General features: G+C 71.7%; 22 protein-coding genes. 14 read left to right on the top strand and 8 right to left on the bottom strand.

The genetic code is table 11. The features are described 5' to 3' along the window. The first annotated feature begins 1,226 nt into the window (after positions 1-1,226). The 5 genes from ACFF45_RS19650 to ACFF45_RS19630 all read left to right on the top strand — a co-directional run bounded on the left by ACFF45_RS19650 (position 1,227) and on the right by ACFF45_RS19630 (position 6,687). Positions 1,227-3,581 carry an RNA degradosome polyphosphate kinase gene (locus tag ACFF45_RS19650; protein WP_381347706.1) on the top strand — a complete coding sequence of 785 codons (2,355 nt, stop codon included), beginning with the start codon at positions 1,227-1,229 and terminating at the stop codon, positions 3,579-3,581. Further along, the gene (locus ACFF45_RS19645) at positions 3,562-4,710 is read left to right on the top strand and encodes a CHAD domain-containing protein (RefSeq protein ID WP_381347705.1); all 1,149 of its coding nucleotides are present in this window, start codon (positions 3,562-3,564) and stop codon (positions 4,708-4,710) included. The genes ACFF45_RS19650 and ACFF45_RS19645 overlap by 20 nt, the downstream gene beginning before the upstream one ends. Before the next feature lie 2 nt (positions 4,711-4,712). Then, entirely contained in the window at positions 4,713-5,159 is a 447-nt protein-coding gene (locus ACFF45_RS19640) for an NUDIX hydrolase (RefSeq protein WP_381347704.1), read from the top strand. A 432-nt stretch (positions 5,160-5,591) separates the two neighbouring features. Beyond that, positions 5,592-6,425, top strand: coding sequence for an SCO4651 family lipoprotein (locus ACFF45_RS19635; protein WP_381347703.1), 834 nt, complete (start codon positions 5,592-5,594; stop codon positions 6,423-6,425). 82 nt (positions 6,426-6,507) lie between these two features. Further along, positions 6,508-6,687 carry a hypothetical protein gene (locus ACFF45_RS19630; RefSeq protein WP_381347702.1) on the top strand — a complete coding sequence of 60 codons (180 nt, stop codon included), beginning with the start codon at positions 6,508-6,510 and terminating at the stop codon, positions 6,685-6,687. 7 nt (positions 6,688-6,694) lie between these two features. Here the strand turns inward: ACFF45_RS19630 and ACFF45_RS19625 are convergent, their stop codons facing one another. Next, positions 6,695-7,027 carry a metal-sensitive transcriptional regulator gene (locus ACFF45_RS19625; RefSeq protein ID WP_381347701.1) on the bottom strand — a complete coding sequence of 111 codons (333 nt, stop codon included), beginning with the start codon at positions 7,025-7,027 and terminating at the stop codon, positions 6,695-6,697. A 213-nt stretch (positions 7,028-7,240) separates the two neighbouring features. On the opposite strand from ACFF45_RS19625, the gene ACFF45_RS19620 reads away from it, so the two are divergent. Continuing rightward, positions 7,241-7,861, top strand: coding sequence for a DUF47 domain-containing protein (locus tag ACFF45_RS19620; protein WP_053759661.1), 621 nt, complete (start codon positions 7,241-7,243; stop codon positions 7,859-7,861). Positions 7,862-7,868: 7 nt separating this feature from the next. Continuing rightward, complete coding sequence (locus ACFF45_RS19615) at positions 7,869-8,867, top strand: inorganic phosphate transporter (RefSeq protein ID WP_381347700.1); 999 nt, start codon at positions 7,869-7,871, stop codon at positions 8,865-8,867. 657 nt (positions 8,868-9,524) lie between these two features. Here ACFF45_RS19615 and pstB read toward each other — a convergent pair. From pstB to ACFF45_RS19585, 6 genes are all read right to left on the bottom strand, one after another. Next, positions 9,525-10,301: a phosphate ABC transporter ATP-binding protein PstB gene (pstB, locus tag ACFF45_RS19610; RefSeq protein WP_381347699.1), complete on the bottom strand. Its 777-nt coding sequence runs from the start codon at positions 10,299-10,301 to the stop codon at positions 9,525-9,527. A gap of 46 nt (positions 10,302-10,347) precedes the next feature. Next, positions 10,348-11,406 carry a phosphate ABC transporter permease PstA gene (gene pstA / locus ACFF45_RS19605; RefSeq protein WP_381347698.1) on the bottom strand — a complete coding sequence of 353 codons (1,059 nt, stop codon included), beginning with the start codon at positions 11,404-11,406 and terminating at the stop codon, positions 10,348-10,350. Then, complete coding sequence (pstC, locus tag ACFF45_RS19600) at positions 11,403-12,410, bottom strand: phosphate ABC transporter permease subunit PstC (RefSeq protein ID WP_381347748.1); 1,008 nt, start codon at positions 12,408-12,410, stop codon at positions 11,403-11,405. Before pstC ends, pstA begins: the two co-directional genes overlap by 4 nt. Before the next feature lie 109 nt (positions 12,411-12,519). Continuing rightward, positions 12,520-13,641, bottom strand: coding sequence for a phosphate ABC transporter substrate-binding protein PstS (gene pstS, locus ACFF45_RS19595; protein WP_381347697.1), 1,122 nt, complete (start codon positions 13,639-13,641; stop codon positions 12,520-12,522). 1,012 nt (positions 13,642-14,653) lie between these two features. After that, complete coding sequence (locus tag ACFF45_RS19590; RefSeq protein ID WP_381347696.1) at positions 14,654-15,367, bottom strand: phosphatase PAP2 family protein; 714 nt, start codon at positions 15,365-15,367, stop codon at positions 14,654-14,656. A gap of 277 nt (positions 15,368-15,644) precedes the next feature. After that, positions 15,645-16,652 carry a C40 family peptidase gene (locus tag ACFF45_RS19585; protein WP_381347695.1) on the bottom strand — a complete coding sequence of 336 codons (1,008 nt, stop codon included), beginning with the start codon at positions 16,650-16,652 and terminating at the stop codon, positions 15,645-15,647. A 120-nt stretch (positions 16,653-16,772) separates the two neighbouring features. Here ACFF45_RS19585 and ACFF45_RS19580 point away from each other — a divergent pair, with 120 nt between their 5' ends. From ACFF45_RS19580 to ACFF45_RS19550, 7 genes are all read left to right on the top strand, one after another. Then, complete coding sequence (locus ACFF45_RS19580; RefSeq protein ID WP_381347694.1) at positions 16,773-18,101, top strand: phosphorothioated DNA-binding restriction endonuclease family protein; 1,329 nt, start codon at positions 16,773-16,775, stop codon at positions 18,099-18,101. A 509-nt stretch (positions 18,102-18,610) separates the two neighbouring features. Beyond that, positions 18,611-18,919 carry a DUF8827 family protein gene (locus tag ACFF45_RS19575; protein ID WP_006136301.1) on the top strand — a complete coding sequence of 103 codons (309 nt, stop codon included), beginning with the start codon at positions 18,611-18,613 and terminating at the stop codon, positions 18,917-18,919. Positions 18,920-19,123: 204 nt separating this feature from the next. Next, a complete protein-coding gene (locus ACFF45_RS19570) occupies positions 19,124-19,945 on the top strand; it encodes a DUF8175 domain-containg protein (RefSeq protein ID WP_381347693.1) in 822 nt (273 codons plus the stop codon). Next, complete coding sequence (locus ACFF45_RS19565) at positions 19,935-21,269, top strand: hypothetical protein (RefSeq protein ID WP_381347692.1); 1,335 nt, start codon at positions 19,935-19,937, stop codon at positions 21,267-21,269. Before ACFF45_RS19570 ends, ACFF45_RS19565 begins: the two co-directional genes overlap by 11 nt. Then, positions 21,266-22,822, top strand: coding sequence for an SCO6880 family protein (locus tag ACFF45_RS19560; protein ID WP_381347691.1), 1,557 nt, complete (start codon positions 21,266-21,268; stop codon positions 22,820-22,822). The genes ACFF45_RS19565 and ACFF45_RS19560 overlap by 4 nt, the downstream gene beginning before the upstream one ends. Before the next feature lie 14 nt (positions 22,823-22,836). Beyond that, complete coding sequence (locus ACFF45_RS19555; RefSeq protein ID WP_381347690.1) at positions 22,837-24,246, top strand: ATP-binding protein; 1,410 nt, start codon at positions 22,837-22,839, stop codon at positions 24,244-24,246. 22 nt (positions 24,247-24,268) lie between these two features. After that, positions 24,269-25,732: a type IV secretory system conjugative DNA transfer family protein gene (locus ACFF45_RS19550; RefSeq protein ID WP_381347689.1), complete on the top strand. Its 1,464-nt coding sequence runs from the start codon at positions 24,269-24,271 to the stop codon at positions 25,730-25,732. A 30-nt stretch (positions 25,733-25,762) separates the two neighbouring features. Here the strand turns inward: ACFF45_RS19550 and ACFF45_RS19545 are convergent, their stop codons facing one another. Next, complete coding sequence (locus ACFF45_RS19545; protein ID WP_381347688.1) at positions 25,763-26,326, bottom strand: GNAT family N-acetyltransferase; 564 nt, start codon at positions 26,324-26,326, stop codon at positions 25,763-25,765. Positions 26,327-26,389 lie beyond the last annotated feature (63 nt).

Here is a 26,389-nt window from a genome sequence, read left to right as displayed (position 1 = left end):
ACATGACCGACACCGCCGTCGAGGCGGCCGCACCGGGCAAGCGGTTCGGGCGGCGGGGACGGCAGGCGCTCACCTCCCGCGCCTGCCGCCTGCCCGCCGGCGCGGTCCGCGCGGTCGTGGGCGCCAGCGGCGCCGGCACGCCGACCCTGCTCGCCCTCGCCGCCGACCCTGCTCGCCCTCGCCGCCGGGCTGACCGCCCCACCGAGGGCACGCTCACCGTCCTCGGCGGCACCCCCGCCCGGGCCCGCGAGCGCCTGGCGCACGTCGCCCAGGACAAGCCCCCCGCATCCGCAGCTCACCGTCGCGGAGGCGCCCGCCTGGGGCGCGAGCCGAACCCGCGGGGCCGGGTCCCGGCCGTGGCCGAGCGGGTCGTCGCGGAGGGCGGCCCGGCCCCGTACGCCACCGTGCGCCCCCTGTCCGGCGGCCGGCGCAGCCGGGTCGCGCGCCCTCGCGCCGGGCAAGCGCCCCGAGCTGCTGCCGCTCGACGAGCCCATGGCCGACCCGGACCCGCTCGCCCGGCACCGGCCGACCGGCCTGCGGGTGGCCGACGCCGCCGAGCGCGGCACCACGGTCGCGATGTCCCCGCACGCCGTCAGCGAGCCGGAGGGCTGCTGCGACCACCTGCTCCCGCCCGGCGCGGGCCGGGCACGGCCGGCCGGCCCGCTGGAGACGAGCCGCCCGCCGCGCACACCCTCGTCACCGGCCCGGCGGCCGCCCGCCCCGGCCCGCACACCGTCGCGGGGTCCCGCACGGCCGGCCGCCGGCTCACCGCCCTCGACTGCGCCGGTCCCGGCCCGAGCCCGTCCTGCGACCGCACCGGCCCCGCCACCAGCGCCACGGGACGCTCTGGGCGTCGGCGGCGGGCTGATCGCCCTGCTCCCGCTGGCCGCCGCCGCCTGGGCGGGCGGCGCGCCGCTCGGCCGCGAACCGGAGAACGGCACGCCCCGGCCGGCCTGGACCCGGTCCGTCACGTCGGCCCGCGGCCGGCCGCCAAGCCGGCGGTGCCGGCCGCGCCGATCATCTTCGGCACGGCCGTCCTGACCGTGCCGCACCGGGCGTCCCACCGCCTCCGAGGCCCCCGCCGGCGACGGCCCCGCCCCGCCCCCGCCGCAGGACACCCCCGGCCAGGACACCCCCGGCCATGGGCGCCGGGGAGCCTCCCCCCGCTATCCCACACGTCATGTCTCCGTAACCATTCATTCAGCCGGGCTTGCGACGCTCGGCCAATGACGCCCGCCGTGCCAGAGCCTTCGCCGCCCCCCGAGGGCCCCGCGGGGAACGGGGCCGCGATGGTCCCGCCCGCCCGGTCCGACGCGCCCGTTTCGCCCCGGGCGCGGAACAATGGGGCCATGAGCCAGCAGAACGCCCAGGCACAGGTCCAGCACGTACAGCCCTCCGTGGGCTCCATCGCCGCGCACCGCCCGCACACGGTCTCCGCCACGGTCTCCGACCTGGAGCCCGACCTCGACTCCGACCTCGACGTCTACGCGGACGCGCAGGCCGACGGCGTCCCGCTGCCGCAGGGCCGGTTCCTGGACCGGGAGCGCAGCTGGCTGGCGTTCAACGAGCGCGTCCTGGAACTCGCCGAGGACCCGAACACGCCCCTGCTGGAGCGCGCCAACTTCCTCGCGATCTTCGCCAGCAACCTGGACGAGTTCTTCATGGTCCGGGTGGCCGGACTCAAGCGCCGCATCGCCACCGGCGTGGCCACCCGCTCCGCCTCCGGCCTCCAGCCGATGCAGGTGCTGGAGATGATCTGGGCCCGCTCCCGCGAGCTGATGGCCCGGCACGCCGCCTGCTACCACGAGGACGTCGCCCCCGCACTCGCGGAGGAGGGCATCCACCTGGTCCGCTGGAGCGAACTGACCGAGAAGGAACAGGCCCGCCTGTTCACCCTCTTCCGGCACCAGATCTTCCCGGTCCTGACCCCGCTGGCCGTGGACCCCGCACACCCGTTCCCGTACATCTCCGGCCTCTCCCTGAACCTGGCCGTCGTCGTACGCAACCCGGTCAGCGGCCACAGGCACTTCGCCCGCGTCAAGGTGCCCCCGCTGCTCTCCCGCTTCCTGGAGGCCACCCCCGGCCGGTACGTCCCGCTGGAGGACGTCATCGCCGCGCACCTGGAGGAGCTCTTCCCCGGCATGGAGGTGCTGGAGCACCACGCCTTCCGGCTGACCCGCAACGAGGACCTGGAGGTCGAGGAGGACGACGCCGAGAACCTGCTCCAGGCCCTGGAGAAGGAGCTCATGCGGCGCCGTTTCGGCCCGCCGGTCCGTCTGGAGGTCGAGGAGTCCATCGACCGCGAGGTGCTGGACCTGCTGGTGCGCGAACTGAAGATCAGCGAGGCCGAGGTCTACCCGCTGCCCGGCCCGCTCGACCTCACCGGCCTGTTCCGCATCCACGGCCTGGACCGGCCCGAGCTGAAGTACCCCAAGTTCGTCGCCGGCACCCACCGCGACCTGGCCGAGGTCGAGTCCGCGTCCGCGCCCGACATCTTCGCCGCGCTGCGCGCCAGGGACGTCCTGCTGCACCACCCGTACGACTCGTTCTCCACCTCCGTGCAGGCCTTCCTGGAGCAGGCCGCGTCCGACCCGGACGTCCTCGCCATCAAGCAGACCCTGTACCGGACCTCCGGCGACTCGCCCATCGTGGACGCGCTGATAGACGCCGCCGAGTCCGGCAAGCAGGTCCTCGTCCTGGTGGAGATCAAGGCCCGCTTCGACGAGCACGCCAACATCAAGTGGGCGCGCAAGCTGGAGGAGGCCGGCTGCCACGTGGTCTACGGCCTGGTCGGCCTGAAGACCCACTGCAAGCTGTCGCTGGTGGTCCGTCAGGAAGGCGACACGCTCCGCCGGTACAGCCACGTCGGCACCGGCAACTACCACCCGAAGACCGCCCGCCTCTACGAGGACCTCGGCCTGCTCACCGCCGACCCGCAGGTCGGCGCGGACCTGTCCGACCTGTTCAACCGGCTCTCCGGCTACTCCCGCCGGGAGACCTACCGCCGGCTGCTGGTCGCCCCCAAGTCGCTGCGCGACGGCCTGGTGGCGCGGATCACCAAGGAGATCCAGCACCACCGTGCCGGCCGCCCCGCCTACGTCCGCGTCAAGGTCAACTCGATGGTCGACGAGGCCGTGATCGACGCCCTGTACCGCGCGTCGGCGGCGGGTGTGCCGGTCGACGTCTGGGTGCGCGGCATCTGCGCGATCCGGCCCGGGGTGACGGGCCTGTCGGAGAACGTCCGGGTCCGCTCGATACTCGGCCGCTTCCTGGAGCACTCCCGGGTCTTCGCCTTCGGCAACGGCGGTGAACCCGAAGTGTGGCTCGGCAGCGCCGACATGATGCACCGCAACCTCGACCGCCGCATCGAGGCCCTGGTCCGCGTCGTCGACCCGGCGCACCGCGCCGCGCTCAACCGGCTCCTGGAGACCGGCATGTCCGACGCCACCGCCTCCTGGCACCTGGGTCCGGACGGCGAGTGGACGCGGCACGCGGTGGACGCGGACGGCGGGCCCCTGCGGAACGTCCAGGAGATGCTCATAGACGCCCGGAGGCGCCGGCGTGGCACAGCGACACCTTGACCCGACGGACCCGACGGCCGGGCCGTCCCCCCAGCTCGCGGCCCCGCCCGGCCAGGGAGGCACCCCCACCGCGGACGCCCTCGCCGGCTACCTGCGGGCCCAGGCCACGGAGTTCCTGCGGGCGCTCCGGCTGCACCGGGAGACCGGCGCCGGCTCGGCCGGCAACGGCACGCAGGAGACCGTCGACGCGGCCCGGGCGCTGCGCCGCTCGGCCCGCCGCATCAGCGGCAGCCTGCACACCTTCCGTCCGCTGCTGGACCCGGACTGGTCGGAGGGCATGCGCCCGGAACTGGCCTGGCTCTCCGGCACCCTGGCCCTGGAACACGCCTACGCGGCCCGCCTGGAGCGGCTGTTGCAGGCCCTGCACCGGCTGTCGGGGGCGACGTTCCCGGCCCAGGCCGTCGCCATGCCCACGGCCGGCGCCTCCGCGGGCGGCCGCACCGCCGGGGCGGCCCGGGCGGCCGCGGCGGCACCGCCCACCGCCGGCCCGCCGGCGGCACCGGAGCGCGGCACGCTCACGGTCGGCGCGGCCAAGGCGGGCGCGCTGCTCGAACGCCAGCTGACCCTGGCCCGGACCCGGGCCCACTCCACCGCCCTGCAGGCCCTCGGCTCCTCGCGCTTCCACGCGGTCGCCGACAAGGTCGCCGTACTGGCGAGCGAGGTCCCGATCGTCCCCGCCGCGGCCGGCGCGGACCTGCGCCCGCACGCGGCGGCGGCCGAGGAACGCCTCACCGACGCGGTGACCGCCCTTCCGCTGGTCACCGCGGGCCACCCGTACAACGCGGAGGCCCTGATCCACGGCCTCTCCCCGGAGCCCGCCCCGCACCCGCAGGACGCACCCTGGCACCAGGTCCGGCTGCTGCTGCGGCTGCACCGCTACGCCCGTGAGGTGCTGCACGGCGAGGCCCCGGCCGACATCCGCCTGCTGGGCGCGGGGCAGGCGCTGAACCGGCACCGCGACGCCTCCGAGGCGGCCGCGGCCGCGGCCGCGGCGGCCCGCACGCCCCGCATCGCACCGGCGACCGCGTACGCGCTCGGGGTGCTCCACGCCGACCAGCGGCACGAGGTGGAGGCGGCCCGGTTCGCGTTCCAGCAGTCGTGGCAGAAACACCCGGTGGGGACGGTCTGAACATGCGCGAGGGCGGTGAGCGGCGGCCGGCCGGTGCGCGGGACACCCCGGTCCTGGCGGCCGGCTGCGTGCTGTGGCGCCGCTCGCCCGTCGCCGAAGGGCTGGAGATCTGCCTGGTCCACCGGCCGAAGTACGACGACTGGTCGCACCCCAAGGGCAAGCTCAAGCGCGGTGAGGACCCGCTGGCGGGCGCGCTGCGCGAGGTCGCGGAGGAGACCGGCTGCGCGGCGGCGCCCGGCGCCGAGCTGTCCACGCTGCACTACCTGGCCAACGGCCGCCCCAAGCAGGTCCGTTACTGGGCGGCCGAGGCCACCTCGGGCGGCTTCACCCCCAACGACGAGGTCGACCGCATCCTGTGGCTGGCGCCCTCGGCGGCCCGGCTGCGCCTGACCCAGCCCCGGGACCGCGAACTGGTGGACGAACTGCTGGCGACCGTGCGCCACGCCTGAGCCCGCGGCCGCCGGACGGTCGAACCGTCAGGAGGCAGTCAGCAGGCCGTCAGGAGGCCGTCAGGTTTCGGCCATGTGCCCCGCCGCGTCCGTCCGGGCCAGACTCCGCGCCCGGCGGGCGGGCCCGCGCCAGCCGCAGCTGCACCGGGCCACACAGAAGGGTCCCTGCTCGACCGTGCTGGTGCGGTGCTCCGAACGGTCGGGACCTGGGGCGAACCGATCCTGCTCTGTCACACCGTCACGGTACCCAGCCCAGGTGAACAGCGGGCCGGCCCCGGGTGAGCATCGCCGCGGCGCCCCACGTGCACCGCGGTCGAACACCCCCCGCGCACCCCTCCACCACCCCGGATCCCGCGTGACGGCTCCACCGACCCGTCGTTTACCGGACAACAGGACGCCCGGGACGGACGTACGGCTGGGGGTAGGCGGACGATGGCGGAGCAGCACGGCAGGACGGGCACGACGGTCGCGGCGGCCGGGCTGACGGCCTGCGTCTGCCTGGTCGCCACCGGATGCACGGGCGGCGCCGCCGCCGAGGACGCCCGCCCGGCCGACCCGGTCCGCACCCTGCACCGCGCCGCCGACGCACTGGTCGACGCGGGCACCTCCAAGGCCCGCACGTCGATGGAGATGGCGACCGGCGGCACCCGCGTCACCATCCGCGGCGAGGGCGTCTACGACTACACCCGCCGGCGCGGGCGGCTGAAGGTGCTGCTCCCGCAGGACCCGGCCGGCCAGCCGGAGCACCGCCCGATCACCGAGCTCCTCGCCCCCGGCGCCCTGTACATGAAGAACCGCGGCGCCGGCGTCCCGGCCGACAAGTGGGTGCGGGTGGACACCGCGACCCTCTCCGACGGGAACCTGGTCACCGGCGGCGCCACGGACCCCTACGCCGCCGCCGAGGTGCTGCGCGGCACCCGCAGGGCGACGTACGCCGGCCGCACCGAGGTGGCCGGCACCCCGGTGCACCACTACCGGGGCACCGCCGACCTGGCGACGGCCGCCGAGGCCGCCTCCTCCGGGGGCCGGGCCTCGCTGGCCGCGGCGGCGAAAGGGTTCGCCACGGCCGTCGTCCCGTTCGACGTGTTCCTCGACGACGAGGGCCGGATCCGGAAGATCAGGCACCGCTTCAGCTTCGTCAACGGACACCGGCAGAGCACCGTGGCCGTCGCCTCCACGACCCTGCTCTACGACTTCGGCGCCCCCGCCGACGTCCGCCTGCCGCCCGCCCGGGACATCTACGCGGGCCGGATCGCCGAGGAGTGACCGGCGTGAACTAGCCCGTCCGTGCCATGCGCGTCATGGAGGACACTGCCTACTCTGGAAAGCCGGTGACGGCAGAGAAGAGGTGACGCACGTGGCTCCGGTCGGCGGTACGGCAGTTCAGGACCACGTGGCGCTCGCCGAGATCGAGCTGTGCGGAGAGCTGATCATCGCGGCCTCCGCGGCGGACGAGGACCGGCTGAGCCTGGAGAGCATCGACGAGGTCCTGCGGGTGGCCGAAGAACGCGCCTCCGCCGGCGGGTGAGCGGAGCTCAGGTTCGCAGCAACCGCCCGATGGCCTTCGTGGCCTCCTCGACCTTGGCGTCGATCTCGTCCCCGCCCTTGAGCGCGGCATCGGCGACGCAGTGCCGCAGGTGCTCCTCCAGCAGTTGCAGGGCGAAGGACTGCAAGGCCTTCGTGGACGCGGACACCTGCGTGAGTATGTCGATGCAGTACACGTCCTCGTCGACCATCCGCTGCAGCCCGCGGATCTGCCCCTCGATCCGCCGCAGCCGCTTCAGATGCTCTTCCTTCTGCTTGTGGTACCCGTGGATGCCCCGGTCGAGATCGGTCACCACGCCCTCACCGGCCTCGGCGGTCGTCATCGCGCACCCTCCATCCACATACCCCTACTGGGTATATCGTACCGAACTTTGCTGGGTATAGGCCCCTTGGCCCCTGCCCGGACCGGCCACCGAACCGCCCCCGTACAGATGCACGAAATTCATGGGCGACACTGGAGGACGGCCCATTAGCTGTGGCCGGATGTTGCACCTAGCATCAGCCTGACCGAAACCGAAGCACCCCGAGGACCCCACGTGCGCTTTCGTCTGACCCCCAGGGAGACGAGCTTCTATGACATGTTCGCCGCATCCGCGGACAACATCGTCACCGGCTCGAAACTCCTGATGGAACTGCTCGGGGCGGACGCTTCCGCCCGGGCCGAGATCGCAGAGCGTATGCGGGCAGCGGAACACGCCGGTGACGACGCCACGCACGCGATCTTCCACCAGCTGAACTCCTCCTTCATCACGCCCTTCGACCGCGAGGACATCTACTCCCTCGCGTCCTCCCTCGACGACATCATGGACTTCATGGAGGAGGCCGTCGACCTGGTCGTCCTCTACAACGTCGAGGAACTGCCCAAGGGCGTCGAGCAACAGATCGAGGTCCTCGCCCGCGCCGCCGAACTGACGGCCGAGGCGATGCCCCACCTGCGCACCCTGGACAACCTCACCGAGTACTGGATCGAGGTCAACCGCCTTGAGAACCAGGCCGACCAGATCCACCGCAAGCTGCTGGCCCACCTCTTCAACGGCAAGTACGACGCGATCGAGGTGCTGAAGCTCAAGCAGATTGTCGACGTCCTGGAAGAGGCCGCCGACGCCTTCGAGCACGTGGCGAACACGGTGGAGACCATCGCCGTCAAGGAGTCCTGACCCCTCCATGGACACCTTCGCGCTGGTCGTGACCATCCTGGTCGCCCTCTTCTTCACCTACACCAACGGCTTCCACGACTCGGCGAACGCGATCGCCACGTCCGTGTCGACGCGCGCCCTGACGCCCAAGGCCGCCCTCGCCATGGCCGCGGTCATGAACCTGGCAGGCGCCTTCCTCGGCAGCGGCGTGGCCAAAACGGTCAGCGAGGGCCTGATCGAAACGCCCAAGGGCTCCACGGGCATGGGCATCCTCTTCGCCGCCCTCCTGGGCGCCATCACCTGGAACCTCGTCACCTGGTACTTCGGACTGCCGTCCTCCTCCTCGCACGCCCTCTTCGGCGGCATGGTCGGCGCGGCTCTGGCCGGCGGCACGCAGGTCTACTGGCACGGGGTGATCGACAAGATCGTCATCCCCATGTTCGTCTCCCCCGTGGTCGGCATGATCATCGGCTATCTGGTGATGACGGCGATCATGTGGATATTCCGCCGGGCCAACCCGCACAAGGCCAAGCGCGGCTTCCGCATCGCGCAGACGGTCTCCGCGGCCGGCATGGCCCTGGGCCACGGCCTCCAGGACGCCCAGAAGACGATGGGCATCGTCGTGATGGCCCTGGTCATCGCGGACGTCGAGGACTACGGCGACCCGATCCCGCTCTGGGTCAAGATCGCCTGTGCGGTCATGCTCTCCCTCGGCACCTACGCCGGCGGCTGGCGCATCATGCGCACCCTCGGCCGCAAGATCATCGAACTCGACCCCCCGCAGGGCTTCGCCGCCGAGACGACGGGCGCGTCGATCATGTTCACCACGGCCTTCCTCTTCAAGGCCCCCATCTCCACCACGCACGTGATCACCTCGGCCATCATGGGCGTCGGCGCGACGAAGCGCGTGAACGCCGTCCGCTGGGGCGTGGCCAAGAACATCATCCTGGGCTGGTTCATCACGATGCCGGCCGCCGCAACGGTAGCGGCCTGCGCCTTCGGCCTCGTCCACCTGGCATTCCTCTAGCACCCCCAGCAGACAGCCTCCCAGCGGAAGCCGTACGGCGGCGAGGACCTGCCCGCACCCGCCGCAACGACGGAAAGCCGAGCCCCCCGGCCGACCGCTGCCCACATCCACCCACAGCAGGACGTACCCGAAAGGCACCCGCACCCGCCCACGGCGGGAGGGACCGCCCTCGTAAGGCGCTGCCCGCACACGACGGCAAGGGACGAACCCCCCCGTGAGACGGCACCCGCACACGACGGCAAGGGACGACCCCCCCGTGAGACGGCACCCGCACACGACGGCAAGGGACGAACCCCCCGTGAGACGCTGCCCGCACCCGCCCAGGGCGGGAAGGGGACGTGCCGGGGGGTGTCCGCCCGCAGCGGTTGGCGCGTCAACCCGGGTACGTCGGTAAGCAACCGATTCCGCGCCGTTCCGAGGACGGACACCCCCCGGCACGGCCCCGACCCACCCACCGGCCAGCAGCGCTACAGCCACCACGCACCCCACCCGCGCGGGCCGCCGCAGGCACCCGGCACCCGGCACCCGGCACCCGGCACCCGGCACCCGGCACCCGGCACCCGGCACAACAACGACGGGGGCCCGCCCCCGGGAGCCAGGGGCGGGCCCTTTTCGTCCTCGCGGTGGCACCGCCATGCAGCACCGCGAGGGGCTCGATCAGCCGAAACGCCCGGAGATGTAGTCCTCCGTGGCCTGGACCGACGGGTTGGAGAAGATCCGCTCCGTGTCGTCGATCTCGATCAGCTTCCCCGGCTGCCCCACGGCCGCCAGGTTGAAGAACGCCGTCCGGTCGGACACCCGGGCGGCCTGCTGCATGTTGTGCGTCACGATGACGATCGTGAACCGCTCCTTCAGCTCCCCGATCAGATCCTCGATCGCCAGCGTCGAGATCGGGTCGAGAGCGGAGCACGGCTCGTCCATCAGCAGCACGTTCGGCTCGACCGCGATCGCCCGCGCGATGCACAACCGCTGCTGCTGACCACCCGACAGCCCGGACCCCGGCTTGTTCAGCCGGTCCTTGACCTCGTTCCAGAGGTTCGCCCCCTTGAGCGACCGCTCCACGATGTCGTCCAGCTCGGACTTCTTGTACGACCCGAGCAGCTTCAGCCCCGCCGCCACGTTGTCGTAGACCGACATCGTCGGGAACGGGTTCGGCCGCTGGAACACCATGCCGACCTCACGCCGCACGGACACCGGGTCGATACCCGTGCCGTACAGGTTCTCGTCGTCGAGCATGACCTTGCCCTCGACCCGCCCGCCCGGAGTCACCTCGTGCATCCGGTTGAGCGTGCGCAGGAAGGTGGACTTGCCGCAGCCGGACGGCCCGATGAAGGCCGTGACCGAACGGGGCTCGATGGTCATCGAGATGTCCTCGATGGCACGGAACGAACCGTAGTAGGCGCTGAGGCCGCTGACATCGATGCGCTTGGCCATGTGAAATCACTGCTTCTTTCGGAAAATCGGTCGCTGAGTGGCCGCGTCAGCGACCGGTCTTGGGGGCCTTCCAGCGGGCGATGCCGCGGGCCAGCAGGTTCAGGATCATCACGAAGGCGATCAGCGTCAGCGACGCGGCCCACGCACGGTCAAACGCAGGTTCGGCACCGGCGCTCTGAGAGTACTGCTGGTAGATGTACAGCGGCAGCGAGGCCTGGGCCCCTTCAAACGGGTTGTTGTTGATGAACGGGTTGCCGAACACCAGCAGCAGCACCGGCGCCGTCTCACCCGCGATACGGGCGACGGCCAGCATGATGCCGGTGGTGATACCGCCGATCGCCGTCGGCAGGACGACCTTCAGGATCGTCCGCCACTTCGGCACGCCCAGCGCGAGCGACGCCTCCCGCAGCTCGTTCGGCACGAGCTTGAGCATCTCCTCCGTGGACCGCACCACGACCGGCATCATCAGGATCGCCAGCGCGAGCGAGCCGGCGAAGCCGAACGGCTGCATCTCGAACATCAGCATGATGCTGAGGATGAACAGACCGGCGACGATCGACGGGATGCCCGTCATGACGTCGACGAAGAAGGTGACGGCCCGGGCGAGGTTGCCCCGCCCGTACTCGACGAGGTAGATCGCGGTGAGCACACCGATCGGCGCGGCGATCAGGGTGGCGAGGCCGACCTGCTCCAGGCTGCCGATGATGGCGTGGTAGATACCGCCACCGACCTCGCGGTCGCCGACGACGCCCATCGAGTGGGTCAGGAAGTAGACGTCCAGGACCTTCGTGCCACGCTCGATGGTCGCCCAGACCAGGGAGGCGAGCGGCACCACGGCGATCAGGAAGGCGACCCAGACCAGGGAGGTGGCGACGCGGTCCTTGGCCTGCCGCTTGCCCTCGATGGCCGAGGCGATGGCGAACGTGCCGAGGACGTACAGGATCGCGGCGATCAGGCCCCACTGGACCCGGCTGTCCAGGCCGGCCACCAGGCCGATGCCCACGGCGACGGCGAGCGAGCCCGCGGCGATCCCCCAGGGACCCCACTTCGGCAGGCTGGCGCCGCGCAGCGTGCTGGGGCGCTTGTCGGTGAGGACGGTGCTCATGCGTTGGCCCCCGAGTACTCCTTGCGGCGGGCGATGATCGCGCGGGCCGCGCCGTTGACCAGCAGGGTGATGACGAACAGGACCAGACCGGAGGCGATCAGCGCGTCCCGTCCGAAGGTGTCCGCCTCACCGAACTTGCTGGCGATGTTCTGGGCGAACGTGCCGCCGCCCGCGTTGAGCAGGCTGGCCTGGATGTCGAAGGAGGGGGAGAGCACGGTGGCGACGGCCATCGTCTCGCCGAGCGCGCGGCCGAGGCCGAGCATCGAGGCGGAGATCACGCCGGAGCGGCCGAACGGCAGTACGGCCATCCGGATGACCTCCCAGCGCGTGGCGCCGAGGGCCAGGGCCGCCTCCTCGTGCATCTGCGGGACCTGGCGGAAGACCTCGCGGCTGACGTTGGTGATGACCGGCAGGATCATGATCGCCAGCAGGATGCCGACCGTGAGCATCGAGCGGGCCGGGCCACCCTCCCAGGAGAAGATGCCGGTCCAGCCGAAGTAGGTGTCGAGCCAGCTGAACAGGCCGTTCAGCTGCGGTACGAGGATCAGGGCGCCCCAGAGGCCGTACACGATGGACGGCACGGCGGCGAGCAGGTCGATCACGTAGGCGATGGGACCGCTCAGCCTGCGCGGGGCGTAGTGGGTGAGGAACAGCGCGATGGCGACCGCGATCGGGACCGCGATGGCCATGGCGACGATCGAGGAGACCACGGTGCCGAAGGCCAGGACGGCGATGCCGAAGACCGGCGGCCGGGTGCCCGTGTTCCATTCGAAGGTGGTGAGGAAGTTGCCCTCGTCCTCGCTGATGGCGAGGACGGCGCGGTAGGTGAGGAAGACCGCGATCGCGGCCATGATCACCAGCAGCAGAATGCCCGACCCGCGGGACAGACCGAGGAAGATCCGGTCACCGGGCCGGGTGGCACCGCGGGCGGCGCGCTTGCGCTCGGTCTCCGTCGGCGTGGGCATCGGGGGAGGCGCGTCAGTGTTCTTGGTCGTTATGTCCATCAGGTTCTCCGGTCTGCGGAGTCGCACGCGGCGTGCGACTCCTGGCGGCGGTGCACCGGACGGTGCGGAGCCCGGCCCCCCGGGCAGGGGGCCGGGCCGCGCACTCAGGTCAGCTCAGGCCCTCGATGGTGGTGCGGACCTTGGCGATGATCTCGTCGGGGATCGGCGCGTAGCCGGCGTCGGCCAGCAGACCCTGGCCCTCCTCACCGGCGATGTAGTTCAGGAACGCCTTGGTGGTGGGCAGCGTCTCCGCCTTGTTGCCCTTGTCGCAGACGATCTCGTACGTGACCAGGGTGATCGGGTAGGCGCCCTCGGCCTTGGTCTTGTAGTTGATCTCCAGGGCGAGGTCCTGGCCCTGGCCGACGACCTTGGCGTCCGCGATGGCCTTGGTGGCGCCGTCGGTGGAGGCCTTGACCGGCTCGGAGGCGCCGGTCTCGATGGCGACGATGTCCATGCCCTCGGCGTAGGACAGCTCCATGTAGCTGATCGCGCCGGAGACCTGGGAGACCTGCTGCGCGACACCGGAGGAGCCGGACGCGGACTGGCCGCCCTTGGCCTGCCAGGCCTTGCCGCCCTCGTAGTTCCAGTTGTCCGGGGAGGTGGCGATCAGGTACTTGGTGAAGTTGTCCGTGGTGCCGGACTCGTCCGAGCGGTGGAAGGCCTGGATCTTCAGGTCGGGCAGCTCGGCCTCGGGGTTCAGCTTCTTGATCGCCGCGTCGTTCCAGTTGGTGATCTTGCTGTCGAAGATCTGGGCGAGGGTCGCCGCGTCGAGGACGAGGTTGTCGACACCCGGGACGTTGTAGCTGACCGCGATCGGGCCGCCGACCATCGGGAGGTCGATGCCCTGGCCGCCCTGGCAGACCTCCTTGGACGCGGCGATCTCCTCCTCGTCCAGCGCGGAGTCGGAACCGGCGAAGGCGACCTGGCCCTGGGTGAACGCGGTGATGCCGGCGCCGGAGCCGGAGCCCTTGTAGTTGATCTGGACGCCCTGGCAGGCGGCGGTGAACTGCTTGACCCAGGCGTCGATCGCGTTCTTCTGCGCGGAGGAGCCGTCGGCCAGCAGCTGGCCCTCGGCGTCACCACAGTCGATCGAGCCGGCGGCCGGGGCGCTCGCGGACGCGTCACCACCGGTGCCGGTGTCGTCGGAGCCGCACGCCGTGAGGGCCAGGGCGCCGGAGACGGCGAGAGCACCGAGGGTGAGGGCCCGCCGGTTCATGCGCTGAAGCTTCACTTTCGGGAGTTCCTTCCGGGAGCCGCCGTCCTGATCGGCGGCGTGCGAAGTCTGGTCGGCGGGGGCGCTTATGCGAGCACGCCCGTCACCGGTAAGGCCGAAATTAGGCAGATCAGGTGAAGCCGCCTATGGCCGTAAGTGAACGGAGGGTGAACCCCTGCGGTCGGTGCGGTTAGGTCACGGAATGCTTACGGGGAGGGCACACACAGGTCCCAGTGGAAGCCCAAATCTGGACGCGCGCCCCCGGTCACGCCCGTGCGCCGCACCCGAAAGGCGCCTATGCGGCACGGCGGCCGATTTGTCGCCCCGCCACTGTACGGGTCGTCGCGGGCAGGGCACGGGTGACGACGGGTCACGGTGCGCGACGGGGTGCGCGACCGGAGGCGGAGACGCTGGCCGGAAGTGCGCGGACGCGCAGGCCGAAAACGCGCGTAACCCGGGCCCCGAAGAGCCGTCTCGTCTGACGTGGACGATGGCGGCGGGAGGCACTCGTGGTACGGCGCGCGTTCGTCGGGGGCGGGCCGCCGCGGATACGTGGGGATCGTGTCGGCGAGGGCGTGCGGCGGCGGTTCCGGTACCGCCACGACCACCCCCGCCCCCGGCGCGGGCCGCGGCACCGTCACCACGGGCCGCAGCACCCCGCCGCCCGGCACCGGCGCCCGTACGCCCGCCGCCGACTGGCCGGCACTCGCCCACGGCCCCGACGGCACGCTGATCCGCCCCGGCGACGCCGCCCGGCCGACCGCCCACCAGCTGTGCACCGCCCGCTTCGACGCGCTCAGGCCCGCCGCCGTCGCCTGCGTCGCCCACCCGGACGACATCGGCACCGCCCACGCCCGCGCCCGCGGCATCCGCGCAGCGATCCACGACGGCGGCCCCGAAGGACCGGCCGAAGGACTGGCGGACGGCGTACCACGGGGACGCGGCCCCGCGCCTGGCCAGGCTGAAGCGGCCCTACGACCCGAACCGCGTCCTCACATACCCCCGGGCCTTCCGAGGGCGCCCGCCGGCGTTACGCCGCGAGGTCCCGCTGTTCGGCCTCCGTGGCCTCCTTGCGGGCCCCCGGGATCAGCGCCTCCCGCCCTTCGACCACCGGCCGCCGCCGGATCAGCCACCCCGCCCGGGGCGACCGCTCCACGGCCTTGGCGACCGGCGTCAGCAGGGCCGTGGCCACCGGCGACAGCAGCAGCACGACGGCCGTACCCAGCGCGAACCCGCCGATGACGTCCGTCGGGTAGTGCACGCCCATGTACACCCGGCAGAAGCCCTCGACGAGCGCCAGCCCGATCCCCACCAGGCCGAAGGCGCGGTGCGCGACGAACAGCCCGACCCCGAGCGCCATCGCGATGGTCGCGTGGTCGCTCACGAAGGAGAAGTCGGTCTTCCCGGCGACCAGGACCTCCAGCCCCTCGTGCTCGTAGAACGGCCGGGGCCGCTCCACGAAACCGCGTATCGGCACGTTCACCAGCACCGCGACGCCCGCGGCCAGCGGCGCCCAGACCAGCGCGGCGGCGGCGCCCGCCGCCTCCTCGCCGGAGATGCCGCTGTGCCGCCGCGTGCTCCACCAGCAGCACACGACCAGCAGCACCAGGGCGAGCAGCAGCCCGTACTCCCCGACGAACTCCACGCCGCGGTCGAACCACCCCGGGGCGTCCTGGGCCAGGCCGTTGATGTCGTAGAGCAGCTCGACGTCGGGGTTCGACCCGGATTGCGCGAGTCCAGCCATGGTGCAGCGGCCCCTTCGTCGTCTGTCGGGCGCATCCGTGCGTGCGCCGCTCTGCCACCCCCGTGGTGTGTAGATCCGCGTCGATCCGCGTGGTGGATCCGCCCCGCCGCGGCGCGCTGACACGTGCCCCGGCCGGCATCCGCTCGGCTACGTCAACAGGAACGCACGGCCTCCGTCTCCACGTTCCGCATTCCACGAAATGATCACGCAGACGTTACCGAAGAGAGATACATCGCCGCAGCTCAGGGGTGGAGTTCACGCTCCGTCCCGGCGGTCGTCAGACCGCCGAGGGGAGCGCTTTCGCGCCATCTTCGGTGACCCGGGTGGCGCCGAAGTAGTCGGGGGTGTCGATGGGATCGAAGCGGATCACGGCACCGGTCCGGGGCGCGTTGATCATGTATCCGCCGCCGACGTAGATCCCCACGTGCCGGATGGCCCGGGAGTTGGTGAGGTCGTCGGAGAAGAACACCAGGTCGCCGGGGAGCAGCTCGTTCCGGCCAGGGTGCGGACCGGCGTTGTACTGGTCGTTGGCGACCCGGGGCAGGGTGACGCCCACGCTCTCGTAGGCCGCCTGGGTCAGCCCCGAGCAGTCGAAGCGTCCGCCCTGCTCAGGCGTGCCGTTGCCGCCCCACAGATACGGCGTGCCGAGCCTCTCTTGCGCGTAGTGGATGGCCCCCGCCGCCTGCTCGGACGGGTCGACCCGCCCGACGGGCGCGGCGAAGCTCTCCTGGAGCGTGGTGATGACCTGGACGTAGTTCTGGGTCTCCTCGTACGGCGGCACGCCCCCGTACCTGATCACCGCGTAGGCCCCCGCGTTGTAGGCGGCCAGCATGTTCTTCGTGGCGTCCCCCGGCACGTCCTGCACGTACTTGGCGAGGGTGCAGTCGTACGACGCGGCCGACGGAATCGCGTCATTCGGGTCCCACACGTCCCGGTCCCCGTCACCGTCCCCGTCGATCCCGTGCGATGCCCAGGTCCCCGGGATGAACTGCGCTATCCCCTGAGCCTGTGCCGGACTGCGCGCACTCGGGTTGAACCCGCTCTCCTGGTACAGCTGCGCGGCCAGCAGCGCCGGGTTGATGGCGGGACACAGATTGCCCCACCTCTGCACGAGCGCCTGATAGGCGGCGGGCACGGACCCCTTGGCCAGGTTCCGCCCGGCCCCACTCACCCCGCCGACCAGGTTCCCGGCCACCAGGTACACGCCCACCACCAGCACCATCATGAACGCGACCCCGGCACCCACAGCGGCGAACGCCACGACCCACGCCTTACGCACAGTCAACCGCCCCTCACCACCCGGGAGTACGCCCAGGTCAGTGTAGAGGCGCCGAACCAAAAGAGAGCGGAGCTTCCGGGACACGGGGCTGATCGGTTGTCAGACCCGTGGCCTACCGTTCCGGTCATGGCGCTGACGGACATCACCCGCACGGAGATACAGCAGGCGGTCCGGGAGTTCGACCGGCTCGGCAGGGACGACTTCCTCGCGCGATACGGCTTCCGCCGGGCCCGCCGGTACCTGCTGTGCCATGCGGGCCGGTACTACGACTCGAAGGCGATCACCGGAGTGGCCCACGGCTTCCTGCCCGGTGAACGCCCTTTGACAGCGGCGGACTTCTCGGGCGGCGCGGACCATGCGGTCCGTCATCTGAGGCGGCTCGGTTACGCGGTCGCGGACGACGTCCCGGAGCCGGTACTGGCCTGCGGCGAACTCGTCGCCCGGGTGTCCCGGCTGCGGGTGAACCGCTCCTCCGGCTGCCCCGCCCTGTTCCAGCCGATCACCCTGCTCTGGGCCCTGTCCCGCGCCCTGCGCGGGGAGCGTCGGCTCCTGCCCTGGCCGGAGACCGAGCAGAAACTGGGCGGCCTGCTCCGGCGCCACGGCCTGCGCGGAGAACGCCCCCGTCCGGACTATCCGGTCGCCGCCCTGCACCGCGGCGGCCTGTGGGAGCTGCAGGGCCTCACCGCCCCCGCGCCGGCCGCCCACGGGGACACGGAGCTACGCCGCTGGTTCACCGAGCAGCAGCCGGTCGGCGGCCTGACGAAGTCGGCGTACGACCTGCTGCGCCACTCGGCGGACACCCGCCTGGCCGTGATCGACACGCTGCTGTGCACGTTCTTCGAGGACCTCGACTATGAGCCCCTCCTCACCGACCTCGGCCTGTACGACGAAACGGAACTGCTGCGCGACGCCGGCGAGGAGGCGGACCAGGACGGCTCGACCGCGCGGCCGGAGACCTGGCTGCTCGCCGCCGCTCACTACGAGCGGCTGTGCCACATCGTCGAGCACCGCGAGGGCGAGCAGCGCGCACGTCATGCCACCCGGCCCAGGCGCAACCCCCTGCGGTCCGGTTCGGCCCGGCGCGCGGTGCTGCGCCGCAGCCAGGGCAGGTGCGAGAACCCGGCCTGCGCCGGTCAGCCCGCCGACGTGACCGACGCGGGGCAGCCGATACTGGAGGTGGACCACGTGGTCGACCTCGGCCTCGGAGGCCGGGACCACCCGAGCCAGATGGTGGCCCTCTGCCCCAACTGTCACGCCGTCAAGACCCGCGGCAGCACCCGCGAGTCGCTGCGCACGGTGCTGCTACGGGTGGCGGCCGAGCGGCATGTAGCGGCGTTGGCGGCGGTGGGGAGCGCCGCCCAGGCTCGGGGCCTGCCGGCTCCCGCACCCGCGTCCGTCGCCGGCATTGCCGGAAAGCCCAGCCCCGCCAACTCCTGCGACACCGTTCGCAGCTGACGGGTCGCGGCCGCGTCACTGACCGCTGCCGAGCGGCTGACCAGGGCGGGGGCGCCGCGCGTCCCGGTCAGGCCGTCCGGACCCACGGGACCCACGTAGCCCGCGCACCGCCAACGGCGCCTTCCCGCACCCTTGGCGACCTCGTCCACTTCCTGCTGCTCGGACTGCGCCCGCGCCGGCCCCTCGTCACCGGCCGCGCCCTTCACGGCGATAGCCTTCACCCGTCACCCTGGAGCAGCGGCACGACCACTCACCCCCGCCCGCCACCCGAAACGGGCCCGGTCATGAAGAGGCTCAACGACGGCACCACACCACAGGTTCCGCTCCCACCTCGTTGCCCGGCGTCATATGCCGTGATACACAGAGTGACGATACGAGGTATTCGTACGAAACCCGCCAAACAATGACGCCAAGTCGACATACGACGGCGCAATTATCGGCGAGAATGAGGCCTGACCTCTGCGCACCGCAGGGGACTGCGGAACTACCCAACAGGGGCGGTGACTTACATGCTCTTTGCGGCCGACGAGGGAGACATCAACACCATCATCGGCGGGATCGCTCCGGACTGGGGCCCCTTCGGCAGCCTGGGCAACGAGGCCAAGGTGATGATCGAGGTGGTGATGGCGGTCGCCATCCTGATCTGTCTCGGCATCGCCATCTGGGGGGCGGCCAAACAGCGCATCGGCGCCACGGCCCTCCGGGACACCTTCAGCGCGGAACAGGGCAAGGGCCTGATCATCGCCGGCCTCACCGGAGTCTTCATCATCGGGTCCCTCGGCACCCTCTTCACCATCGTGTACGGCATGGCGGTGTAAGGCCCCCCGTCCTCTCCGGGCGCGCCCGGTCCCCCTACCCCACCCGCCCGTCGTGCCCACCGGCTGAGGTTGCGTCTCCCCCATGTCCCTGATGTCGAGTCACCACACCGCGCCCGTACGGGAAGCAGCGCGGCCACCGTCGTACCCCTGCGCGGTCATGCGGTACGACGGTCTCCGCCACGGCATCGAGGGGGCGGACGCGCCATGAGTCCCGGGGACGAACACGACTCCTCCGGCGGTTACGCCGGCACCGGGCACACCCGTACCCGGCTGCCGGACAGCGAGCCGTACGGCGGCGGCCGACGTGCCCGCGGCTCCTCCCGGAGCCTGGTCACGGTGGTCGGCGTGGTGGTCCTGCTGATCGCCGCCATCGCCTTCGCCAACCGCGCGGACACCGACGCCCCCCCGACGACCACCGGCGGCTCCACCCCCCTGACCTCCGCCACGGAAGCCACCGGGGAGCGGCCGGTGGAGACCAGGGCGAAGGGCATCCCCACGGGGTTCGCACAGAGCCGGCAAGGGGCCGAGTCGGCGGCGGCCAACTACGCGGTGGTGCTGGTTTCCGCCGACATCCTCAAGCCGGCCCGGCGCACCGAGATCCTTCAGCAGGTCTTCGTCGCCAACAGACAGGCCGCTTTGGAGAACACCTTCAACCAGGCGTACTCCAGGGAGTTCCTGCAGAGCGTCGGGCTCGACGCGAAAGGCAACCCGGCCACCGGCCAGACCTACGTCTCACGCACCATGCCGATCGGCACCAAGGTCACGGCATACGCGGACACCAGGGCCACGGTCGAGGTCTGGTGCACGGGAGTCTTCGGCACCACAGGCGAACGCTCGACCAACCCGGTCACCAGCGACTGGTTCACCATGACACTCCAGCTGCGCTGGACGGCCGGTGACTGGAAGGTCGACAGCTTCTCCCAGGAAGACGGCCCCGCGCCCGTCCCCGGTGACGACAGGGCGTCCAGCGCCGACGAGATGGCGAAGACCGTCGAGGAGTACGGAGGCTTCACTTATGCCCGGTAACCGGCACCGCGCGCTCAAGGTCACCGCCACCGTCACCGCCGTTCAGACCGCCCTCGTGCTGTCGGCCACCAAGGCGTTCGCGGCACCGACGCCCGCTCCCACCTCGTCCGACAACAACTGCGACCTGCTGTCGGGCCAGGCCAGGGAAATCTGCGAGAACGACACGGGCGACTCCGGCGGCTCCGGCGCCACCCCCTCCCTTGACCCCACCAGCACCCTCGACCCCCTCTCCTCCCTCGCCCAAGGCTGCGCCGACGCCGCCTCCTGGACCATCGACAAGCTCAGCGCGGCCGTGGAGGACACCGCGAACGTCGACTTCACCAACGGCCAGTTCCTCCAGCAGTACGCCGTCGTCTTCGCCGCGTCCACCGTCCTCACCCTCCTCCTGTGGCTCCTGGCCGTCGCCAAGCGAGCCGTCCGGGGCGTCCCCCTCACCACCGCCATCGGCGAAGCCATCGGCTTCCTCTGGCTCACCGTCCTGGCCTCCGCCTTCACCCCCCTGATCCTCTACACGGTCGTCTCCGCCACCGACGGCATCGCGGACGTCCTCGCGAGGACCACCGGCGATCAGACGGACGCCTTCTTCGGCAACTTCTCCGGCGCCCTGGAGAGGGGCGAGGACATCGGCGGCGGCCCGATCATGCTGATCGTCGTCTCCCTGGTCAGCATCCTCGCCGCCGGCGTGCTCTGGCTGGAGCTCGTCATCCGCGCCGCCCTGCTCTACGTCGGCGCCCTCCTCGGCACCGTCGTCTACGCGGGCCTGGTCGACAAGAACCTGTGGGGCCACGTCCGCCGCTGGGCCGGCATCATGATCGCGGTCATCCTGGTCAAGCCCGTCATCGTGATCGTCCTCGGGCTGGCCGGCGCGCTCAGCGCCGACGACGGCCCGGACGCCTACTCCGCCGTCGTCTCCGGCCTCGCGATCATCCTGCTCGCCATCTTCGCCTCCGCGATGATCTACCGCTTCGTCCCCGGCTTCGGCGACGAGATCGCGGGCTCCCGCAACAACCGGCTGATGCAGGGCGCCGAGGGCAAGGCCGCCGCGGTCATCAGCTCCCCCGCGACCCTCGTCGCCCAGGGCATCAAGACCCACAGCACCCGCGCCGACAACAACGGCCAGGCCCAGTCCTCCGGCGGCGGCCCCCGCCCCGCCCACCAGGCCTCCGGCGGCGTGGCCGCCCACAGCTCACGCCCCTCGACCGGTGGCGGCGGAACCGTCCCCTCCGCCGCACCCGCGCCGCGCTCCTCCAGCCCGGTCAACACACCTCACGCCAGCAACACCCGCAACAGCAGCAACAACCGCTCAGGAGGTGACGGGCGTTGACGACCGAGTCCCATCTGTCCCATCCGGTCACGCCCCGCCGTACATATCTGATCGGCCGCGCCCGGCCGAACGCGATCGTCGGCCGGAACAGAGAGACCGGCGAGATCGCGCTGATCATCGTGGGCGCGTTCCTCGGCATGATGTGCGGCCTCCTCGTCCCCGTGCTCACCGTGCGGATCGTCCTGCTCATGGGCTTCCCGCTGCTCGCGCTGGCCGCGGTCTACGTGCCGTACAAGCACCGCACGATCTACAAGTGGTTCGAGATCAACCGCAGCTACAAGCGCACCCTCAAGCAGGGCGCCACCTACCGCTCCGGCGTCATCGAGGCGGGCACACGGCTCGACGGGCGCGAGATCGAGATCGGCCCGCCGCCCGGCATCGGCCGCATCACCTGGCTCGCCGCCCCCTTCGGCCCCGACGAGATCGCCGTACTGCTGCACGCGGACCGCAAGACCGTCACCGCCGCCATCGAGATCGAGGGCCCCGGCGTCGGCCTGCGCGACAGCGAGGACCAGGAAGCCCTCGTCGACCGCTTCGGCACCCTGCTGAAGCACGTGGCGAACGGCGACGGCTTCGTCACCCGTCTGCAGATGCTCGCCCGCACCCTCCCCGCCGACCCGGACGCGCACGCCAAGGACGTCGCCGTACGCGGCGACGACCGCGCACCGGGGTGGCTGCAGCAGTCGTACGACCAACTCCAGTCGATGGTGTCGACCAGCAGCGAGCAGCACCGCGCCTACCTCGTCGCCTGCATGCACTTCAACCGCGAACTGGCCGCCGAGGCCCACGCCATGGCCCGCGCGGCCCGCCCGCAGGGCGGCAAGGCCGACCGCGACGCCGGCCTCGCGGTCGTCATGGCCCGCGAGCTGACCGACATCTGCTCCCGGCTCCAGGAGGCCGACATCCGCGTGCGCCAGCCCCTCGGCCAGGGCCGGCTCGCCTCGCTCATCCACTCCATGTACGACCCGGACCACCCGATCGACCACATCCAGGCGATGACGAAACGCAACGCCTGGCCGGCCGAGCTGGACGCCACCGAGCCCACCTTCCTCCAGGCGAAGACCCGGGAGTCCTCGACCCGCGCGCCGTGGTGCCACGCCACCGCCTGGGTCAAGGAGTGGCCGATGACCCCCGTCGGCGTCAACTTCCTCGCCCCGCTCCTCGTCCACACCCCGGACGTCATCCGGACGGTCGCCGTCACGATGGATCTCGAACCCACCGAGGTGGCCATCGAACGCATGTTGACGGAGAAGACCAACGACGAGGCCGAGGCGTCCCGCGCCGCCAAGATGAACCGGACCGTCGACCCGCGCGACGTCGCCGCCCACAGCCGCCTCGACCAGCGCGGCGAGGACCTCGCGAGCGGCGCGGCCGGCGTCAACCTGGTCGGCTACATCACCGTCTCCTCCCGCTCCCCGGAGGCACTGGCCCGCGACAAGCGCACGATCAGGGCGTCGGCCGGAAAGTCGTACCTGAAGCTGGAGTGGTGCGACCGCGAGCACCACCGGGCCTTCGTGAACACGCTCCCGTTCGCCACCGGAATCCGAAGGTAGGGGTTGATGCCCTGATGCGGGACCCGCTCTCCGCCATCACCGAAGCCTTCACGTCCTTCCTGTTCGGGAAGGTGGAGACCACCCGGCTGCCGGTGCGCACCTCCACCGGCCAGGCCCAGGCCGTCTACCTGCCCACCGCGGCCCCCGGCCTCGGCGACTCCGGCGTCATCATCGGCCGCGAGGTCTACTCCGGGAAGGGCTACATCTACGACCCGTTCCAGCTGTACGGCCAGCAGCTCCCCGCGCCGCACTGGCTGGTCCTCGGCGAGTCCGGCAACGGCAAGTCGGCCCTGGAGAAGACGTACGTCCTGCGCCAGCTCCGCTTCCGCGACCGCCAGGTCGTCGTCCTGGACGCCCAGGGCGAGGACGGCGTCGGCGAGTGGAACCTCATCGCGCAGGAGCTGGGGATAACTCCCATCCGGCTGGACCCGATGGCCGCCCTGGACCACGGCATCCGCCTCAACCCGCTGGACCCGTCGATCACCACCACCGGCCAGCTGGCCCTGCTGCGGACCATCATCGAGGTCGCGATGGGGCACGGGCTGGACGAACGGTCCGGCTTCGCCCTGAAGGTCGCGCACGCCTACGTCAACGAGACGATCGTCGAGCGGCAACCGGTCCTTTCGGACATCGTCGAGCAGCTGCGCCACCCCGAGCCCGAGTCGGCCGAGTCGATGAACGTCGACATAGACGACGTACGGGCGTGGGGCCTGGACGTGGCACTCGTCCTGGACCGCCTGGTCGACGGTGACCTGCGGGGCATGTTCGACGGACCGACCACGGTCGGCATCGACCTCGACGCCCCGCTGATCGTCTTCGACCTCTCCCACATCGACCGCAACTCCATCGCCATGCCGATCCTGATGGCGATCGTCGGCGTCTGGCTGGAACACACCTGGATCCGCCCCGACCGGAAGAAGCGCATCTTCCTGGTCGAGGAGGCCTGGCACATCATCAACAGCCCGTTCGTCGCCCAGCTGTTCCAGCGCCTGCTGAAGTTCGGCCGGCGCCTCGGCCTGTCGTTCGTGGCCGTCGTCCACCACCTGTCCGACGTGGTGGACGGGGCGGCCGCGAAGGAGGCCGCGGCGATCCTGAAGATGGCCTCCACCAGGACGATCTACGCCCAGAAGGCGGACGAGGCGCGGGCCACCGGCCGGGTGCTGGGTTTGCCGAGGTGGGCCGTGGAAATCATCCCCACGCTGACACCGGGCATCGCGGTGTGGGACGTCAACGGAAACGTCCAGGTCGTCAAACACCTGGTCACGGAGACGGAACGCCCCCTGGTCTTCACCGACCGCGCGATGACCGAGTCCGCCGCCGACCTCACCGACGACGCCCTGCGCGCCGCCGAGCTGGAGGCGGAGGAACGGGCGGCGGCGTTCGTGGAACAGCACCTCGGCGACTCCGAGTCGACGGTGGCGTAAGACGGTGGCGCAAGGGGACGGCGTGAGAGCGGACGACCACCGGCGGGACGCCCGGGGCGGCATCCCCGACGGCCTGCTGATCGGCATACTCGCGTTCCTGCTCAGCATGACCCTGCTGGTCTGGTCGGCCACGGGCCTGGCCGCCTGGCTGGCCCACGGGTCCTGGCCGCAGGGCGTGACGTTCCCCCGTACGCCTCTGGCCATGCGCCACCTCATCGGCCAGCCGCAGGACCTCCCCGGCGCCTGGCCGCAGACCCCGGGAACGCAGCTCTCGGGGTACGGCCTGTTCTGGGGGCTGCTCATCGGCCAGCTGATGGTGCTGTTCGTGCTGGCGATGTTCGTCCTGGGGACGGTGGCGCGGTGGCGGGCCGGCCGGGCGAGGCGCCGGGCGGCCCCGCGGCAGGCACCGGCCCCCGAGCCGGCCGCGGCGCGCGAGGTCCCGAACCCGAGGCCCCCGGCCCCCACGCGGGCGGCACCGGTCGCCCCTGACGCGACGGAGCCGCACGGCGCGGACGGGACGGAGCACCAGCCCTCCGCGTTCGCCGGTCAACGGCCGGGCGGGTGGGAGAGCGTCCTCATCACCACCGGGGAGAGCCGCCGCACGACCGCGACCGAGGCGATCCGGGACGCGGACGGCCCCGCCCTCGTCGTCACCTCCAGCCCCGACCTCTGGCAGGACACCAAGGACGCCCGCTCGAAGCTGGGCCCCACCCTCCTCTACGACCCCACCCACACCTGCGACACCCCGGCCCGCCTGCACTGGTCCCCCGTCACCCGCTGCGAGGACAAGGACACGGCGACCGCGAGAGCCATCGCCCTGCTCACCCCCGTCAGCCCCACCTCACGCCTCGACCAGGCGGTCACCGACACCGCCCGCACCCTCCTGCGCAGCTACCTGCACGCCGCCGCCCTGGACAACCGCACCGTCCGCCACGTCCACCGCTGGTCCCAGGGCACCCAGATCCAGGAAGCGGTACGCACCCTGCGCACCCATCCCAAGGCCGCCCCGGGCGCCGCCGGCGAGCTCGAAGCGGCCCTCACCGCACACCCCGAACGCCGCGACATGGCCCACGAGCTGACCGCCCGCGCCCTGTCGGCACTGTTCACGGTCAACATCCGGGAATCCTGCACCCCCAACCGACCCGACGCCCTCGCCCTGGATTCCTTCATCGACGAAGGGGGCACGCTTTATGTGGTCGGTGAGTCCATCGAGGACCCCCGGACCAACCCGGGCGCGATGCCTCTGCTCACCGCGCTCCTGTCCAGCGTGGTCGAGCGCGGCCGGCGCATGGCCGAACGGTCATCCTCCGGTCGGCTCGACCCACCACTCACCCTCGTCCTCGACGACGTGGCGGCGGTGGCGCCGCTCCCGCACCTCCCCTGGCTGCTGGCTTCCGGCGCCGACCACGGTCTGCCCACCCTCGCCCTGCTGCGCTCCCGTGAGCAGGCCCGCACCCGCTGGCCCCACGACGAGCTCCCGGTCTGACCCCGCTCACGGCGGCCGGCTCCGGCGCTCTCACTCCCGTTCGAGGACGAACTCCCGCTCGCACACGTCCGGCTGACCGGCCAACGGCACGGTCCGCCCGCTCGGCCGGAACCCCGTCTTGCGGTAGAAGGCCTGGGCCCGCCCGTTCTCCTCGTGCACGATGAGCCGCACCCGCTCCAGTCCGCGTGCCCAGCACCACTCCAGGGCCTCGTCGAAGAGCAACTCCGTCAGCCCGCACCCGCGGTGCTCCGGCCGCATGTACACCCCCACGACATGCCCCTGCCGCCGTTCGACGGGGAACCCGGCCCAGTCCGTCGTCCCCGGCTCCTCGACCAGCACGGTCAGCGTGCCGACCAGCGTCCCGTCCGGCCCTTCGGCGACCACCTGACGAGCGCCGGCCGCCCCCTCGGCGGACTGCTCCGCCCGCTGCCGCCAGAACGACTCCGGCCGGGCCGCCGCCTCCTCGTAGGTGTCGAGAAAGGCGATCCGGGCGACCGGATCGCGCAACGAGTCCAGCCGCAGTTCCCGCATCGCCGGCCACTCCGCGGCCCGCAGGGGCCGCACCACATACCGCTCTTCGACACTGCTGCTCATGGATAACACCGTAAACGCAGAAAACCCCCGCATCCGAGGATGCGGGGGTTTTCCCAAAAATTG

It is taken from the genome of Streptomyces cinereospinus, assembly GCF_042430725.1.
GTDB classification, from domain to species: domain Bacteria; phylum Actinomycetota; class Actinomycetes; order Streptomycetales; family Streptomycetaceae; genus Streptomyces; species Streptomyces cinereospinus.
Note: the sequence above shows the minus strand (reverse complement) of the source record. Positions and strands in the feature narration are given on the sequence as shown.

What these genes read in the sequence shown, in the direction of transcription:
- ACFF45_RS19650 (WP_381347706.1), top strand. Translation starts at nt 1,227, where the DNA reads ATGACGCCCGCCGTGCCAGAGCCTTCGCCGCCCCCCGAGGGCCCCGCG.
- ACFF45_RS19640 (WP_381347704.1), top strand. Translation starts at nt 4,713, where the DNA reads ATGCGCGAGGGCGGTGAGCGGCGGCCGGCCGGTGCGCGGGACACCCCG.
- ACFF45_RS19635 (WP_381347703.1), top strand. Translation starts at nt 5,592, where the DNA reads ATGGCGGAGCAGCACGGCAGGACGGGCACGACGGTCGCGGCGGCCGGG.
- ACFF45_RS19625 (WP_381347701.1), bottom strand. Translation starts at nt 7,027, where the DNA reads ATGACGACCGCCGAGGCCGGTGAGGGCGTGGTGACCGATCTCGACCGG.
- ACFF45_RS19615 (WP_381347700.1), top strand. Translation starts at nt 7,869, where the DNA reads ATGGACACCTTCGCGCTGGTCGTGACCATCCTGGTCGCCCTCTTCTTC.
- pstB (WP_381347699.1), bottom strand. Translation starts at nt 10,301, where the DNA reads ATGGCCAAGCGCATCGATGTCAGCGGCCTCAGCGCCTACTACGGTTCG.
- pstA (WP_381347698.1), bottom strand. Translation starts at nt 11,406, where the DNA reads ATGAGCACCGTCCTCACCGACAAGCGCCCCAGCACGCTGCGCGGCGCC.
- pstC (WP_381347748.1), bottom strand. Translation starts at nt 12,410, where the DNA reads ATGGACATAACGACCAAGAACACTGACGCGCCTCCCCCGATGCCCACG.
- ACFF45_RS19590 (WP_381347696.1), bottom strand. Translation starts at nt 15,367, where the DNA reads ATGGCTGGACTCGCGCAATCCGGGTCGAACCCCGACGTCGAGCTGCTC.
- ACFF45_RS19580 (WP_381347694.1), top strand. Translation starts at nt 16,773, where the DNA reads ATGGCGCTGACGGACATCACCCGCACGGAGATACAGCAGGCGGTCCGG.
- ACFF45_RS19575 (WP_006136301.1), top strand. Translation starts at nt 18,611, where the DNA reads ATGCTCTTTGCGGCCGACGAGGGAGACATCAACACCATCATCGGCGGG.
- ACFF45_RS19570 (WP_381347693.1), top strand. Translation starts at nt 19,124, where the DNA reads ATGAGTCCCGGGGACGAACACGACTCCTCCGGCGGTTACGCCGGCACC.
- ACFF45_RS19565 (WP_381347692.1), top strand. Translation starts at nt 19,935, where the DNA reads ATGCCCGGTAACCGGCACCGCGCGCTCAAGGTCACCGCCACCGTCACC.
- ACFF45_RS19555 (WP_381347690.1), top strand. Translation starts at nt 22,837, where the DNA reads ATGCGGGACCCGCTCTCCGCCATCACCGAAGCCTTCACGTCCTTCCTG.
- ACFF45_RS19545 (WP_381347688.1), bottom strand. Translation starts at nt 26,326, where the DNA reads ATGAGCAGCAGTGTCGAAGAGCGGTATGTGGTGCGGCCCCTGCGGGCC.